This is a genomic window from Shewanella pneumatophori (assembly GCF_023283895.1).
GTDB lineage: Bacteria > Pseudomonadota > Gammaproteobacteria > Enterobacterales > Shewanellaceae > Shewanella > Shewanella pneumatophori.
Window position 1 is genome coordinate 105,434 of record NZ_JAKILB010000004.1, and the last position, 13,590, is coordinate 119,023.

12 protein-coding genes and 2 tRNA genes are annotated in these 13,590 nt (G+C 43.9%); all 14 read left to right on the forward strand.

The window, feature by feature from the left end:
* Positions 1-27: 27 nt before the first annotated feature.
* The 14 genes from rlmE to rpsO all read left to right on the forward strand — a co-directional run bounded on the left by rlmE (position 28) and on the right by rpsO (position 13,514).
* Entirely contained in the window at positions 28-657 is a 630-nt protein-coding gene (gene rlmE / locus L2740_RS07695; RefSeq protein ID WP_248470992.1) for a 23S rRNA (uridine(2552)-2'-O)-methyltransferase RlmE, read from the forward strand.
* Between the two features lie 69 nt (positions 658-726).
* Positions 727-2,691 (forward strand): ATP-dependent zinc metalloprotease FtsH, encoded by a 1,965-nt coding sequence (ftsH, locus tag L2740_RS07700; RefSeq protein WP_248949466.1) that lies wholly within the window; start codon positions 727-729, stop codon positions 2,689-2,691.
* A gap of 59 nt (positions 2,692-2,750) precedes the next feature.
* Positions 2,751-3,593 (forward strand): dihydropteroate synthase, encoded by an 843-nt coding sequence (gene folP / locus L2740_RS07705; protein WP_248949467.1) that lies wholly within the window; start codon positions 2,751-2,753, stop codon positions 3,591-3,593.
* Positions 3,594-3,804: 211 nt separating this feature from the next.
* The gene (gene glmM, locus L2740_RS07710; RefSeq protein WP_248949468.1) at positions 3,805-5,142 is read left to right on the forward strand and encodes a phosphoglucosamine mutase; all 1,338 of its coding nucleotides are present in this window, start codon (positions 3,805-3,807) and stop codon (positions 5,140-5,142) included.
* Between the two features lie 196 nt (positions 5,143-5,338).
* Positions 5,339-6,121 (forward strand): triose-phosphate isomerase, encoded by a 783-nt coding sequence (gene tpiA / locus L2740_RS07715; RefSeq protein ID WP_028769143.1) that lies wholly within the window; start codon positions 5,339-5,341, stop codon positions 6,119-6,121.
* Between the two features lies 1 nt (position 6,122).
* Positions 6,123-6,458: a preprotein translocase subunit SecG gene (gene secG / locus L2740_RS07720; RefSeq protein ID WP_248470988.1), complete on the forward strand. Its 336-nt coding sequence runs from the start codon at positions 6,123-6,125 to the stop codon at positions 6,456-6,458.
* A 112-nt stretch (positions 6,459-6,570) separates the two neighbouring features.
* Positions 6,571-6,656 (forward strand) — tRNA-Leu (locus tag L2740_RS07725).
* A 103-nt stretch (positions 6,657-6,759) separates the two neighbouring features.
* Positions 6,760-6,836, forward strand: a tRNA-Met gene (locus L2740_RS07730).
* Between the two features lie 159 nt (positions 6,837-6,995).
* Positions 6,996-7,451, forward strand: a complete 456-nt coding sequence (gene rimP / locus L2740_RS07735) for a ribosome maturation factor RimP (protein ID WP_248470987.1) — start codon at positions 6,996-6,998, stop codon at positions 7,449-7,451.
* Positions 7,452-7,478: 27 nt separating this feature from the next.
* Positions 7,479-8,978 carry a transcription termination factor NusA gene (gene nusA / locus L2740_RS07740; RefSeq protein ID WP_248949469.1) on the forward strand — a complete coding sequence of 500 codons (1,500 nt, stop codon included), beginning with the start codon at positions 7,479-7,481 and terminating at the stop codon, positions 8,976-8,978.
* A gap of 27 nt (positions 8,979-9,005) precedes the next feature.
* Positions 9,006-11,687, forward strand: coding sequence for a translation initiation factor IF-2 (infB, locus tag L2740_RS07745; RefSeq protein WP_248470985.1), 2,682 nt, complete (start codon positions 9,006-9,008; stop codon positions 11,685-11,687).
* A gap of 60 nt (positions 11,688-11,747) precedes the next feature.
* The gene (gene rbfA, locus L2740_RS07750) at positions 11,748-12,176 is read left to right on the forward strand and encodes a 30S ribosome-binding factor RbfA (RefSeq protein WP_248949470.1); all 429 of its coding nucleotides are present in this window, start codon (positions 11,748-11,750) and stop codon (positions 12,174-12,176) included.
* Complete coding sequence (truB, locus tag L2740_RS07755; RefSeq protein WP_248949471.1) at positions 12,176-13,126, forward strand: tRNA pseudouridine(55) synthase TruB; 951 nt, start codon at positions 12,176-12,178, stop codon at positions 13,124-13,126. Before rbfA ends, truB begins: the two co-directional genes overlap by 1 nt.
* Positions 13,127-13,244: 118 nt before the next feature.
* On the forward strand, positions 13,245-13,514 hold the full coding sequence (gene rpsO / locus L2740_RS07760; protein WP_248949472.1) for a 30S ribosomal protein S15: 270 nt from the start codon (positions 13,245-13,247) through the stop codon (positions 13,512-13,514).
* Positions 13,515-13,590: the final 76 nt, after the last annotated feature.

Consider the following 13,590-nt stretch of genomic DNA (forward strand, 5'->3'; position numbering starts at 1 on the left):
AACTCTCAATTTTGTTGCGGATTTTAAATGTCAGGAAAAAAACGAACGGCTAGCTCTTCTCGCTGGATGCAGGAACATTTCGACGATCACTATGTCAAACTGTCGCAAAAGCGCGGTTTAAGGTCGCGTGCGGCCTTTAAGCTTGAAGAGATCCAAGAAAAAGATAAACTCATTCGTCCGGGAATGACTGTTGTCGATTTAGGTGCTGCACCAGGTGGTTGGTCGCAAATCGCAGTTAAATTGGCTGGTGATAAAGGTAAAGTTATTGCGTGTGATATCTTACCGATGGATCCTATCGTTGGTGTTGATTTCCTACAGGGCGATTTTCGCGAAGAAAAAGTACTGGATGCATTATTAACCCGTGTTGGTGATGCTAAAGTTGATGTGGTGCTGTCAGATATGGCACCTAATATGAGTGGTTCAGGTGGCGTTGACCAACCGCGAGCCATGTATTTAGTAGAGCTTGCGTTAGATATGTGTCATCAAGTATTGGCACCAAACGGATGCTTTGCAGTTAAAGTCTTTCAGGGGGAGGGCTTTGATGAATACATGAAAGCGGTTAAAGAGGCGTTTAAAACGGTTAAAACTCGTAAGCCCGATTCTTCACGACCACGTTCTCGTGAAGTCTATCTTGTGGCGACGGGCTACAAGTTATAGTAATCTATCGTAAGTACTCTAACATTTGTTTTCGAAAGACTTTAAAAGAGGTCGAGTAATTTGAGTGACATGGCAAAAAATTTAATTCTCTGGGTTGTCATCGCTGTAGTGTTGATGTCAGTTTTTCAGGGCTATTCCCCCTCTTCATCAACTAAGACGAAGATGGATTATTCAACCTTTTTGGATGATGTTCGCTCAGGACAGGTTAGTACTGTCGAAGTAAAAAGCGATCAGCGTACGATTGAAGGTACCACTCGTTCTGGTGAGAAGTTTGTCACCATTATGCCTATGCCAGATCTTGATTTAATCAATGATCTTGACCGTAAAGGCATCATGATGAAAGGCCAAGAGGCTGAGGAGTCGGGTTTCTTAACTCAAATCTTTATCTCTTGGTTCCCAATGCTATTGCTTATCGGTGTGTGGATTTTCTTCATGCGTCAGATGCAAGGTGGTGGCGGTAAAGGCGCTATGTCGTTTGGTAAGAGTAAAGCCAAATTGATGAGCGAAGACCAAATTAAAACGACTTTTGGCGACGTTGCAGGTTGTGACGAAGCGAAAGAAGACGTTAAAGAATTGGTTGATTACCTAAAAGAGCCGACCAAATTCCAAAAGCTAGGTGGTCGTATTCCTACTGGTGTGTTGCTAGTTGGTCCTCCTGGTACAGGTAAAACTTTGCTTGCTAAGGCGATTGCCGGTGAAGCGAAAGTACCATTCTTTACCATTTCAGGTTCTGACTTCGTAGAAATGTTTGTTGGTGTTGGTGCATCTCGTGTACGTGACATGTTCGAGCAAGCTAAGAAGTCTGCGCCTTGTATCATCTTTATCGATGAAATCGACGCTGTAGGTCGCCAACGTGGCGCCGGTGTTGGTGGTGGTCACGATGAGCGTGAGCAAACACTTAACCAAATGCTAGTAGAGATGGATGGTTTCGAAGGTAACGAAGGTATTATCGTTATTGCTGCGACTAACCGCCCAGACGTACTAGATGCCGCATTACTTCGTCCAGGTCGTTTCGACCGTCAAGTGGTCGTTGGCCTACCTGATGTACGTGGTCGTGAACAGATCCTTAAAGTGCATATGCGTAAAGTGCCTTTAGCTGATGGCGTTAAAGCAAGTGTAATCGCTCGTGGTACACCGGGTTTCTCTGGTGCAGACCTTGCGAACCTTGTAAACGAAGCGGCATTGTTTGCTGCTCGTAACAGCCGTCGCGTTGTAGGCATGGAAGAGTTTGAAAGTGCAAAAGACAAAATCATGATGGGTGCTGAACGCCGCACTATGGTGATGTCTGAAGACGAAAAAGAGATGACTGCTTACCATGAAGCAGGCCATGCAATCGTAGGTTGTTTAGTTCCAGAGCACGACCCTGTGCACAAGGTGACTATTATTCCACGTGGTCGCGCATTGGGTGTCACTTTCTTCTTACCTGAAGCTGATGCAATTAGCCAAAGTCGTCGTAAACTTGAGAGTCAAATCTCGGTTGCTTATGGCGGACGTATTGCTGAAGATATTATTTACGGCAGCGAAAAAGTATCGACTGGCGCGTCGCAAGATATTAAGTATGCCACATCTATTGCGCGTAACATGGTTACTCAATGGGGCTTCTCTGAAAAGCTAGGCCCAGTGCTTTACGCTGAAGATGAAAATGAAGTTTTCCTAGGCCGTAGCATGGGTAAGTCACAGCATATGTCTGATGACACTGCGCGCATTATTGATGCAGAAGTTAAGCAGTTAATTGATTCAAACTATGAGCGTGCACATACTTTCTTAACAGAAAATATGGACATCTTACATGCGATGAAAGATGCGTTAATGAAGTACGAAACCATTGATGCGAATCAAATTGATGACTTAATGGCCCGTCGTGAAGTTCGTATGCCTGCTGAGTGGGAAAAAGACCAGCAGTCTAATGATAACGACAGCAACAGCAACAATGCTTCATCTGCTAAGAAAGAAGAAGCGGCTAAAGAAGAAATCAAGCCAACTCAAGAAGACAAGCCTGATGTCAGTGATGCTGATGAATCTCCGGCTAAGTAAGCTCTAGGTTGATTAAAGAAAACCCCTTTTTGGGGTTTTCTTGTTTACGGAACATTATTTTGTCTAAATTAATCTGCGGTAGTACAACACTCGATTTGAGCTCTCCTGTGGTTATGGGGATCCTTAATGTTACCCCTGACTCATTTTCTGATGGTGGTGAATATTCATCGTATATGGTGGCTTGCCAGCAGGCAGACCTAATGGTCGCTCAGGGCGCTAAAATCATCGATATTGGTGGTGAGTCAACCCGGCCAGGCGCTAAGGATGTGTCAGCTGAAGAAGAGATTGAACGGGTCATTCCTCTAATCGAGTATGTCGGTAAAACTCATGATGTCTGGATTTCAATCGACACCAGTAAGGCCGTTGTCATGGAAGCAGCAGTTAATGCTGGCGCACATTTAATTAATGATGTTAGGGCATTACAAGAGCCAGATGCACTAGAGACAGCGGCCAAGCTTAATGTGCCAGTATGCTTAATGCATATGCAAGGGCAACCAAGAACTATGCAGGACTCGCCTGAATATAAAGATGTAATTGCTGATATCAGTGAGTTTTTTAACGAGCGTATCAATGCTTGTCTTCAAGCTGGTATAAAACGCGAGCATATAGTGCTTGATCCTGGTTTTGGTTTTGGTAAAACCTTGTCACACAACTATGAGTTACTGCATCGAATGAATGAGTTTGAGGCCTTTAAGTTACCTATTTTGGCTGGCTTATCCCGCAAAAGCATGTTCGGCCAGTTACTAGGACGTGAAGTATCACAAAGATTAAGTGCAACACTTGCTGGTAATATGTTGGCAATTCAAGCAGGTGCAAAAATAGTGCGCGTCCATGACGTACAAGAAACTTGCGATACGATTGCGGTGATGCAGGCTGCAAACGACTTTAAAAACTTGTTTTAATCATCTGCTTTAAAGCCATCGTTTAAAGTTTTAGTTTAGAAACACTGTTTAAATATTTAGCTTAAAGGCCGATCTTTATTTGGCTTGAGTAAGTTAAATCTGAAAACTGGAAAGTGATAGGACTTAATATGTCACTATTCAGCTAAGGTATACATTTTTTCGGTAGAATCAATGGAATTAGATCTACTGCTTTAGTTAAATTGGAGTTCAAGTGAAACAAAGACAATTTTTTGGTACTGACGGCATTCGTGGCAAAGTTGGTGCAGGCAAAATGACCCCTGAATTGGCACTAAAGCTAGGTTGGGCTGCTGGGCGTGTTTTATCTCGCGCTGGTACCCATAAAGTCATTATTGGTAAAGACACTCGGATCTCTGGTTACCTGTTTGAATCAGCGCTTGAGGCGGGTCTTTCCGCTGCGGGCCTAGATGTGATGTTAATTGGCCCGATGCCAACACCTGCTGTTGCTTATCTTACGCGTACTTTCCGCGCTGAAGCAGGTATTGTTATTAGTGCATCACACAACCCATATTACGATAACGGTATTAAGTTTTTCGCTAATGATGGTAGCAAGTTAGATGATGAAGTAGAGCTTGAAATCGAAGCTGAACTAGAAAAGCCATTGACCTGTGTTGAATCTCACTTATTAGGCAAGGTTGCTCGTATTGATGACGCAGCAGGCCGTTATATTGAATATTGCAAGAGTCACTTTCCAGCAGAGCAAACTTTAAGTGGGCTTAAGATTGTGGTCGATTGTGCCCATGGCGCAACTTACCATATTGCACCTAACGTATTTAGAGAGTTAGGCGCTGAAGTGATCGCTATTGGTGATAAGCCAAATGGTTTAAACATCAACGATAAAGTTGGTGCCACCTCCATGGCAAAAATCTGTGAAACAGTTTTGGCTGAAAACGCAGATCTTGGTATTGCGCTAGATGGCGATGGTGACCGCATTATGATGGTCAACCGTCATGGTCGCGTAATTGATGGTGACGAAATTCTTTATATTTTAGCTGCAGATGCGCAAAAAAGTGGCGTGCTTCGTGGCGGTGTTGTCGGTACCTTGATGTCAAATCTAGGTTTAGACCTCGCACTGCAAGCGCTTAATATTCCTTTTGTGCGTTCCAAAGTAGGTGACCGTTATGTCATGGAGCTGCTTAAAGAGCATGATTGGCGTATTGGTGGTGAAAACTCGGGTCATATATTAAATCTTGATCATGGCACAACTGGTGATGGTATTGTCGCTGGTATCTTAGTTTTAGCTGCAATGCAGCGCCAAAATGCAACGCTTGAACAGTTGACAGAAAGTATTACAATGTTGCCTCAAGTACTTGTAAACGTAAGGTTTGAAGGCGATAACGATCCATTGGCTTCAGCAAGCGTATTGGCAGCTCAAGCTGAAGTAGAGCAAAAGCTTGGCGCTCGTGGGCGTGTATTACTGCGTAAGTCAGGCACTGAGCCACTATTACGTGTAATGGTTGAAGGTGATGATCAAGCAGCAGTAACTGAATATGCCAATTATATTGCTGATGCAGTGCGTAATTTAGTTTAGCTTTTAATGGATTAAATAGGTTGAGTAGCGTCGTTTCGGTTAATTAAAAAACAAAATAATCATTAATCGTACGACCTACTTCTTGGTAGCGTAAAAAATATGCGTTTGCACCGAGATTATTAAAAATAACGCCTTTAGGTATTGTAACTTAACAAGTGGTTCGCTATTATTCACGCCGCTTTCAAAGGAGACAGTGATGGCACTTAGACGTCCGATGGTTGCTGGTAATTGGAAAATGAACGGCAGTGCGCAGTTAGCGCAAGAGCTTTTCAAAAAATTCGCTACCAAGCTCCAAGATGATTCAGCGGAAGTGGTATTATGTCCACCTTCTATTTACTTAGAAAGTGTACGACAGCTACTAGATGAAAACAAAGAAGCCTTAAATGGTTGCTTAGTCAGAATGGGTACCCAGAATATAAGTCAACACGACTTTGGGGCTTACACTGGTGAAATATCTGGTCAGATGTTGAAAGATTCAGGATGTCGATATGTTATTATCGGTCATTCAGAACGTCGCCGTATGTACGGAGAGACGAGTGATATCGTAGCAGAGAAATTTGCTGCAGCTCAGAAACATGGTTTGACGCCAATATTATGTGTTGGTGAGTCGGGTCCAGCTCGTGAAGCAAGACGTACTTTCGAAGTTATTGCTGAAGAGTTAGATGTGGTCATTGAAAAAAATGGCACCATGGCTTTTGACAACGCTATTATCGCTTACGAGCCATTATGGGCAGTAGGGACAGGTAAGAGCGCTACGCCAGAGCAGGCTCAAGAAGTTCACGCGTTTATTCGCAAGCGCCTCTCTGAAGTATCTCCATTTATCGGAGAAAATATCAGGATTTTGTACGGTGGTAGCGTAACACCGAGTAATGCAGCAGACTTGTTTGCTCAGCCTGATGTAGACGGTGGGTTGATTGGTGGTGTAAGCCTCAATGCTACCGAATTTCTCAGTTTATGTACGATAGCGATGAGCGCATAATATGTATGAAGTTCTAATGGTTGTTTACTTGGTGGTTGCGATTGGTCTAGTAGGCCTGATCTTAATCCAGCAAGGTAAAGGTGCTGACATGGGTGCTTCTTTCGGCGCCGGTGCTTCAGGTACGCTTTTTGGTTCATCAGGTTCTGGTAACTTTTTAACTCGCTCAACGGCGATTCTAGCAGTAGCGTTTTTTGCATTAAGTTTAACTATTGGTAACTTAAGCGCAAACCACACTAAAGCTGAAGGTGCTTGGGATGAGCTAGGAAGTGATGCAGCACAAGTTGTTGAACAAGTTCAGCAAGAAGCTGAAAAGTCAGAAGACAAGATCCCTGACTAAATCATAAGTAAACTTATGATGGTATCAATCAAAACTGGTTGATACCGACTGTAAGACTACTATTAACCTCTTAACGTAGTAGTTAACTAACACAGTCAAACCACGGTTTTATGCGGATGTGGTGGAATTGGTAGACACGCCATCTTGAGGGGGTGGTGAGCTATGCTCGTGAGGGTTCAAGTCCCTCCATCCGCACCAAATCTTTGGTTTCGTTTATAACGAAATTGAGGATAATAAAGCGGCTATTGAGCCCTTTATTATTGCAAGTTGAGAGCTTTCTCAATATACTTGCACAAGTTGTCGCGGGGTGGAGCAGTTTGGTAGCTCGTCGGGCTCATAACCCGAAGGTCGTCGGTTCAAATCCGGCCCCCGCAACCAGCTTCCCAGTAAAGAAATTTATTTCTATGCTGTTACAGGTTCTGGATATATCAACCTCGTCATTACGGGGTTTTTTGTTATCTGGAACTTATAAAACGGTCACTTTTTGTGACGTGTACTGGGGCTATTAGGCCCTTTTTTGTTTTTCTGGGGGTTACCTTGGCTACATTAGAACGCAAACTGGTAGAGCTGCTAAAAGCGCCAGTTGAAGCATTAGGCCATCAGCTTTGGGGCTTGGAATATATCCAGGCGGGCAAACATTCTATCTTGCGTCTATATATAGACAACGAAAAAGGCGTCTTCATTGAAGACTGTGCCGAAACAAGCCGCCAAGTCAGTGCTGTTATGGATGTTGAAGATCCAATCTCAACTGAATACACATTAGAAGTTTCTTCTCCTGGTGTAGATAGACCGCTATTTACTGCTGAGCAGTATCAGGCTTACATCGGTGAGACTGTAAAAGTACAACTAACGATGCCTGTTGCAGGCAGTCGTAATTTAAAAGGCACCGTTACTGGCGTTGATGGGCAAATGCTTAATCTGTCGGTAGATGGTAACGAACTTACCGTTGCTTTGGATAATATCCGTAAAGGCAACTTAATCGCTAAGTTTTGATGAATTCAAGGTGAACGAGGCAAGACAATGAATAAAGAGATTCTGCTAGTCGCTGAGGCGGTTTCAAACGAGAAAGGTGTACCGCGCGAAAAGATTTTTGAAGCGCTGGAAATTGCACTAGCTACAGCAACCAAGAAAAAGTACGAAGGTGATATCGAAGTTCGCGTTGCTATCGACCGCAAAACGGGTGCTTATGAAACTTTCCGTCGTTGGATGGTTGTTGAAGATCAAGGCGTTCCATTGGAAAACCCTTTCCGTGAAATTACGCTAGAAGCAGCAAAGTTTGACGATCCAGAAGTTGAGCTAGGCGGTTTCATTGAAGATGAAATCGAATCAGTAGCATTCGACCGCATTACAACTCAAACAGCTAAGCAAGTCATCGTACAGAAAGTACGTGAAGCTGAGCGTGCTCAAATTGTTGATCAGTTCCGCGATCGCGAAGGTGAGCTAATTGTTGGTGTTGTTAAGAAGAGCAACCGTGAAAGCGTAGTTGTTGATTTGGGCAACAACGCAGACGGCGTACTGTACAAAGAAGATTTGATTTCACGTGAATCTTTCCGTCCAGGCGACCGCGTTCGTGCATTGCTTTACTCTGTGCGTCCTGAAGCTCGTGGCGCTCAGTTGTTCTTAACACGTACTAAGCCAGATATGCTTATCGAGCTATTCCGTGTTGAAGTACCTGAAATTCAAGACGAGATGATCGAAATCATGGGCGCTGCTCGTGATCCAGGTTCTCGCGCTAAGATTGCAGTTAAGTCTAACGACCGTCGTATCGATCCAATCGGTGCGTGTGTTGGTATGCGTGGCGCACGTGTTCAAGCCGTTTCTAACGAGCTTGGTGGTGAGCGTGTTGATATCGTGCTTTGGGATGATAATCCAGCTCAATACGTAATCAACTGTATGGCGCCAGCTGACGTTGCTTCTATCATCGTAGATGAAGATAACCACTCAATGGATATCGCTGTAGAAGCTGACAGCCTAGCGCAAGCAATTGGTCGTAACGGTCAAAACATTCGTCTAGCAACTCAACTATCTGGTTGGGAACTAAACGTAATGACAGTTGATGACATGAAAGCTAAGCATCAAGCTGAAAGTGCAAAAGTAGTTAACTTATTTATCCAAGCATTAGATGTGGATGAAGAGTTCGCACAGCTGCTTTCTGACGAAGGTTTCACTTCTCTAGAGGAAGTGGCTTACGTACCAGAATCAGAACTATTAGAAATTGATGGATTCGATGAAGATATCGTTGAGTCATTAAGAGAGCGTGCAAAAGCTGCAATCTCTACTCGTGCTCTTGCGACTGAAGAAGCGCTAGATGGTGCTGAACCAAGTGAAGATCTTCTTGCATTAGAAGGTTTAGATAGACACCTGGCATTCGTAATGGCAAGCAAAGGCGTAATTACGCTTGAAGATTTGGCCGAACAAGGCATTGATGATCTGATCGAAATTGAAGAATTGACAGAAGAAAAAGCAGGTGAGCTTATTATGGCTGCCCGTAATATCTGTTGGTTTGGCGAAGAAGCATAAGTCGATCAGCAGAGGGGAGTTTTAAATATGGCGGATACTACAGTAGAAAAACTAGCCACAGAAGTTGGGAAAAGCGCTGATCGTTTAGTTGAGCAGTTTTCTCAGGCTGGTATTAAGAAATCGGCAACAGATACGGTTTCTGAATCTGAAAAACAGCAGTTGCTTGATTTCCTTAAGAAGCAACACGGCGGCGATGCAGCCCCACAGAAAATGACATTACAACGCAAATCAGTTTCAACACTAAGTGTTGCTGGTAGCGGTGGGCAGTCAAAAGACGTTAAAGTAGAAGTTCGCAAAAAGCGCACTTTTGTTAAGCGTGATGAAGCAGCTGAAGCGGAACTAGCAGCAGCTAAAGCAGAAGAAGCGAAGGCTGCAGCAGAAGCTGAAGCAAAAGCAAAAGCTGAGGCAGAAGCAAAGGCGAAAGCTGAAGCAGAAGCTAAGGCAAAAGCTAAGGCAGAAGCCGAAGCTAAGGCAAAAGCAAAAGTGCAAAATGATAAACCAGCAGAAACTGCTGAAGATAAAGCAGCAAAAGCTGAAGAAGCTAAATTATTAGCAGCTCAAGAAGCAGCAGCAAAAGCAAAAGCAGACGAAGAAGCGGCAGCAGCAGCTGCAGAAGCTCGTCGTTTAGCTGAAGAAAACGAAAAGCGTTGGGCTGAAGAAGAAAAAGCACGTAAAGAAGCTGAAAAATCAGTTGATCACCATGTGACTACTTCTACAGAAGCGCGCGCTGCTGAAGATACTGCTGATGCAAATGCTGAAAAGCGTGGCCGTCGTCCACGTAAGCCAGCGGCTAAAGCGGGCAATGAAGCAAGCAATAGCCCAGCCGGTAAAGGCAAAGGTAAGCGCGGTGGTAAAGACAACCGTCGTGATAGCCGCAACTCACGCAACTCTCGTAACAATCGTAGCGTAGCGCCAGAGTCAATGGATCACGCATTCACTAAGCCTGCAGCAGTTGTTAAAGCTGATGTGAGCATTGGTGAAACAGTTTCTGTTGCTGAGCTTGCTTCTAAAATGTCTATTAAAGCTACTGAAATCATCAAGCAAATGATGAAGATGGGCTCTATGGTTACCATTAACCAAGTACTTGACCAAGAAACTGCACAGCTTGTTGCAGAAGAAATGGGCCATAAAGTTGTACTGACTCGTGAAAACGAGCTAGAACATCAAGTACTTTCTGACCGTAACGGTGACGTTAAAGTTGAGCCTCGTGCTCCTGTTGTTACCATCATGGGTCACGTTGACCACGGTAAGACATCACTACTTGATTATATTCGTCGTGCAAAAGTTGCATCTGGCGAAGCCGGTGGTATTACACAGCACATTGGTGCATACCACGTTGAAACTGAAAACGGCATGATCACTTTCCTAGATACTCCTGGTCACGCAGCGTTTACTGCTATGCGTGCTCGTGGTGCTAAGGCGACTGATATCGTAATTCTAGTAGTTGCAGCAGATGACGGTGTTATGCCACAAACAATCGAAGCTATCCAACACGCTAAAGCGGGTGGTGTGCCTCTGATTGTTGCTGTAAACAAGATTGATAAACCAGAAGCTGATCCAGATCGCGTTAAGTCTGAGCTTTCTCAGCATGGCGTAATGTCTGAAGATTGGGGCGGAAACAACATGTTTGTTCACGTTTCAGCTAAAGACGGTACTGGTATCGACGAATTACTAGAAGGTATTCTTCTAGAAGCTGAAGTTCTTGAGCTTCAAGCGGTTCGTGAAGGTATGGCTGCTGGTGTTGTGGTTGAATCTAAGCTTGATAAAGGCCGTGGTCCAGTTGCTACAGTTCTTGTACAAGAAGGTACACTTAAGCAAGGTGATATCGTTCTATGTGGTCTTGAGTACGGTAAAGTTCGTGCGATGAAAGACGAGAATGGTAAATCAATCACTGAAGCGGGTCCATCTATTCCAGTTGAGATCTTAGGTCTATCTGGTGTGCCATCTGCGGGTGATGAAGCGACAGTTGTACGCGATGAGCGTAAGGCTCGTGAAGTTGCACTTTACCGTCAAGGTAAGTTCCGCGATGTTAAACTTGCACGTCAGCAAAAGTCTAAGCTTGAAAACATGTTCGCCAACATGGTTGAAGGTGAAGTTCAAGAGCTTAACCTAGTACTTAAAGCAGACGTTCAAGGTTCACTTGAAGCGATTGCTGACTCACTAGATAAGCTATCTACAGACGAAGTTAAAGTTAACATCATCGCTCGCGGTGTGGGTGGCTTAACTGAAACTGATGCAACACTAGCTGCGGCATCTAACGCTATCATGGTTGGCTTTAACGTTCGTGCTGATGCACAGGCACGTAAAGTTGTCGATAGTGAAAGCGTTGACCTACGTTACTACAGCATCATTTATCAATTAATTGATGAAGTTCGTGACGCAATGGGTGGTATGCTTGCACCAGAATTCAGACAAGAGATTATTGGTCTTGCTGAAGTTCGTGACGTGTTCAAGTCGCCTAAGATCGGTGCAATTGCTGGTTGTATGGTTACTGAAGGTACCATCAAGCGTAGCGCTCCAATTCGCGTACTACGTGACAACGTTGTTATCTACGAAGGTGAACTAGAATCACTTCGTCGCTTTAAAGATGACGTTAACGATGTTCGTAACGGCATGGAATGTGGTATCGGTGTGAAGAACTATAATGACGTCAGAGTTGGCGATCAGATTGAAGTCTTCGAAACTGTAGAAATTGCACGTACCTTGTAATTTATCAAGTTAGTTATAAGGGCGGCGTTAGCCGCCCTTAATATTTATGGCAAATATATTATGGCAAAAGAATTTAGTCGTACACGCCGTATCGCACAGCAGCTACAACAAGAGTTAGCGGTTGTTCTTCAGCGTGACATGAAAGACCCACGTATCGGTTTTGTCACTGTTAATGACGTAGATGTATCTCGTGACCTTAACTATGCAAAAGTTTACGTTACCTTCTTTGAAGAAGACGTAGAACTAGTGCAACAGAAGGTTGAAGCGTTAGATGCTGCGGCGGGTTACATTCGCTCATTAGTTGCAGGTCGCATGAAACTGCGTGTAATGCCTGAACTACGCTTTATCTACGATAGCTCGCTTGTTGAAGGTATGCGCATGTCTAACCTAGTTAGCCGCGTTATCAGTAATGATGAAGCGAAACAGAAGCAGCACGGTATTGCACCTGATTCTGCGCAGGATGAATCTAAGGAAGAGGGCGATAAGTAATGGCACGTCGTTCTCGCGGCCGTTTTATCGACGGTATTGTACTGTTAGATAAAGACACTGGCATGAGCTCAAATTTCGCATTACAAAGAGTTAAGCGCTTTTTTAATGCGAATAAAGCAGGCCATACCGGTGCTTTGGATCCGCTAGCTACGGGCATGTTACCTATTTGTCTTGGTGAAGCGACTAAGTTTTCGCAGCATTTACTTGACGCTGATAAGCGTTATTTAGTAACTGCAAAATTAGGTCAACGCACAGATACAAGCGATTCAGACGGTGAGATTGTTCAAACGAGAGAAATTAATTTCACTCAAGAGCAGCTAGAAACAGCTTTAGAGCACTTTCGTGGTGAAACCATGCAAGTACCTTCAATGTTTTCAGCGTTAAAATATCAAGGTCAGCCTTTATATAAATATGCGCGCGAAGGTATTGAAGTGCCTCGTGAAGCTCGCCCAATCAATGTATTTGAACTTAACTTTATCAGTCTAGAAGGTGATGAGTTAACGCTAGATATCCATTGTTCAAAGGGCACTTACATTCGCACTATCACTGATGATTTGGGGGAGATGTTAGGCTGTGGCGCACATGTGATTATGTTACGCCGTACTCAAGTTGCTGGTTACCCATACGATAAGATGGTGTCGCTTCAACAACTTGAAGAGCTAGTAGCGAAAGCGGAAGCTGAATCACTGTCTTTATCTGACGTACTCGACCCACTGTTGTTGCCTATGGATACTGCTGTTAGTGGCTTTAAAGAGGTGAATGTCTCAGAAGAGCTAGCAACATATCTTATGAACGGTAACCCAGTGCAAGTGTCAAATTTACCTGTTGATGAACTCGTACGGATCACTATTGGTGAGTCGCGACAGTTTGTTGGCATTGGCCAGATGAATGATGATGGCCAACTCGCACCTAAGCGCCTTATTGTTGTAAGAGACACCCAAGAGAAATAGTTGGTTTATTCTGACATTGATCTTGCTACCTAAAAGGTAAATAGGTAGAATGGCGCGCCCCTTTGGCTGAGTTAGTGATCGGCTAAAGATTTTTTAATGTAATATTTTGGAGATAGAAATGTCACTAAGTGTTGAAGCTAAAGCTCAAATCCTAGCTGAATTTGGTCGTGGTGAGAACGATACTGGTTCTACTGAAGTTCAAGTTGCTCTGCTAACTGCGCAGATCAACCACCTACAAGGTCACTTCAAAGAGCACATCCACGATCACCACTCACGTCGTGGTCTACTACGTATGGTTAACACACGTCGTAAGCTTCTTGCATACCTTAAGCGTACTGAAGTTGTTCGCTACCAAGAGCTAATCAAGAAGTTAGGTCTACGTCGTTAATTTTAACGTCAGATCTATTAAAAGGAGGCTTAGCCTCCTTTTTTTGTGCCTAAAATTTATGTTTCTTAGAAACGTG

Coding starts and splice junctions, on each gene's coding strand:
- rlmE (WP_248470992.1), top strand. CDS start 28: ATGTCAGGAAAAAAACGAACGGCTAGCTCTTCTCGCTGGATGCAGGAA.
- ftsH (WP_248949466.1), top strand. CDS start 727: ATGGCAAAAAATTTAATTCTCTGGGTTGTCATCGCTGTAGTGTTGATG.
- tpiA (WP_028769143.1), top strand. CDS start 5,339: ATGGCACTTAGACGTCCGATGGTTGCTGGTAATTGGAAAATGAACGGC.
- secG (WP_248470988.1), top strand. CDS start 6,123: ATGTATGAAGTTCTAATGGTTGTTTACTTGGTGGTTGCGATTGGTCTA.
- nusA (WP_248949469.1), top strand. CDS start 7,479: ATGAATAAAGAGATTCTGCTAGTCGCTGAGGCGGTTTCAAACGAGAAA.
- infB (WP_248470985.1), top strand. CDS start 9,006: ATGGCGGATACTACAGTAGAAAAACTAGCCACAGAAGTTGGGAAAAGC.
- rbfA (WP_248949470.1), top strand. CDS start 11,748: ATGGCAAAAGAATTTAGTCGTACACGCCGTATCGCACAGCAGCTACAA.
- truB (WP_248949471.1), top strand. CDS start 12,176: ATGGCACGTCGTTCTCGCGGCCGTTTTATCGACGGTATTGTACTGTTA.
- rpsO (WP_248949472.1), top strand. CDS start 13,245: ATGTCACTAAGTGTTGAAGCTAAAGCTCAAATCCTAGCTGAATTTGGT.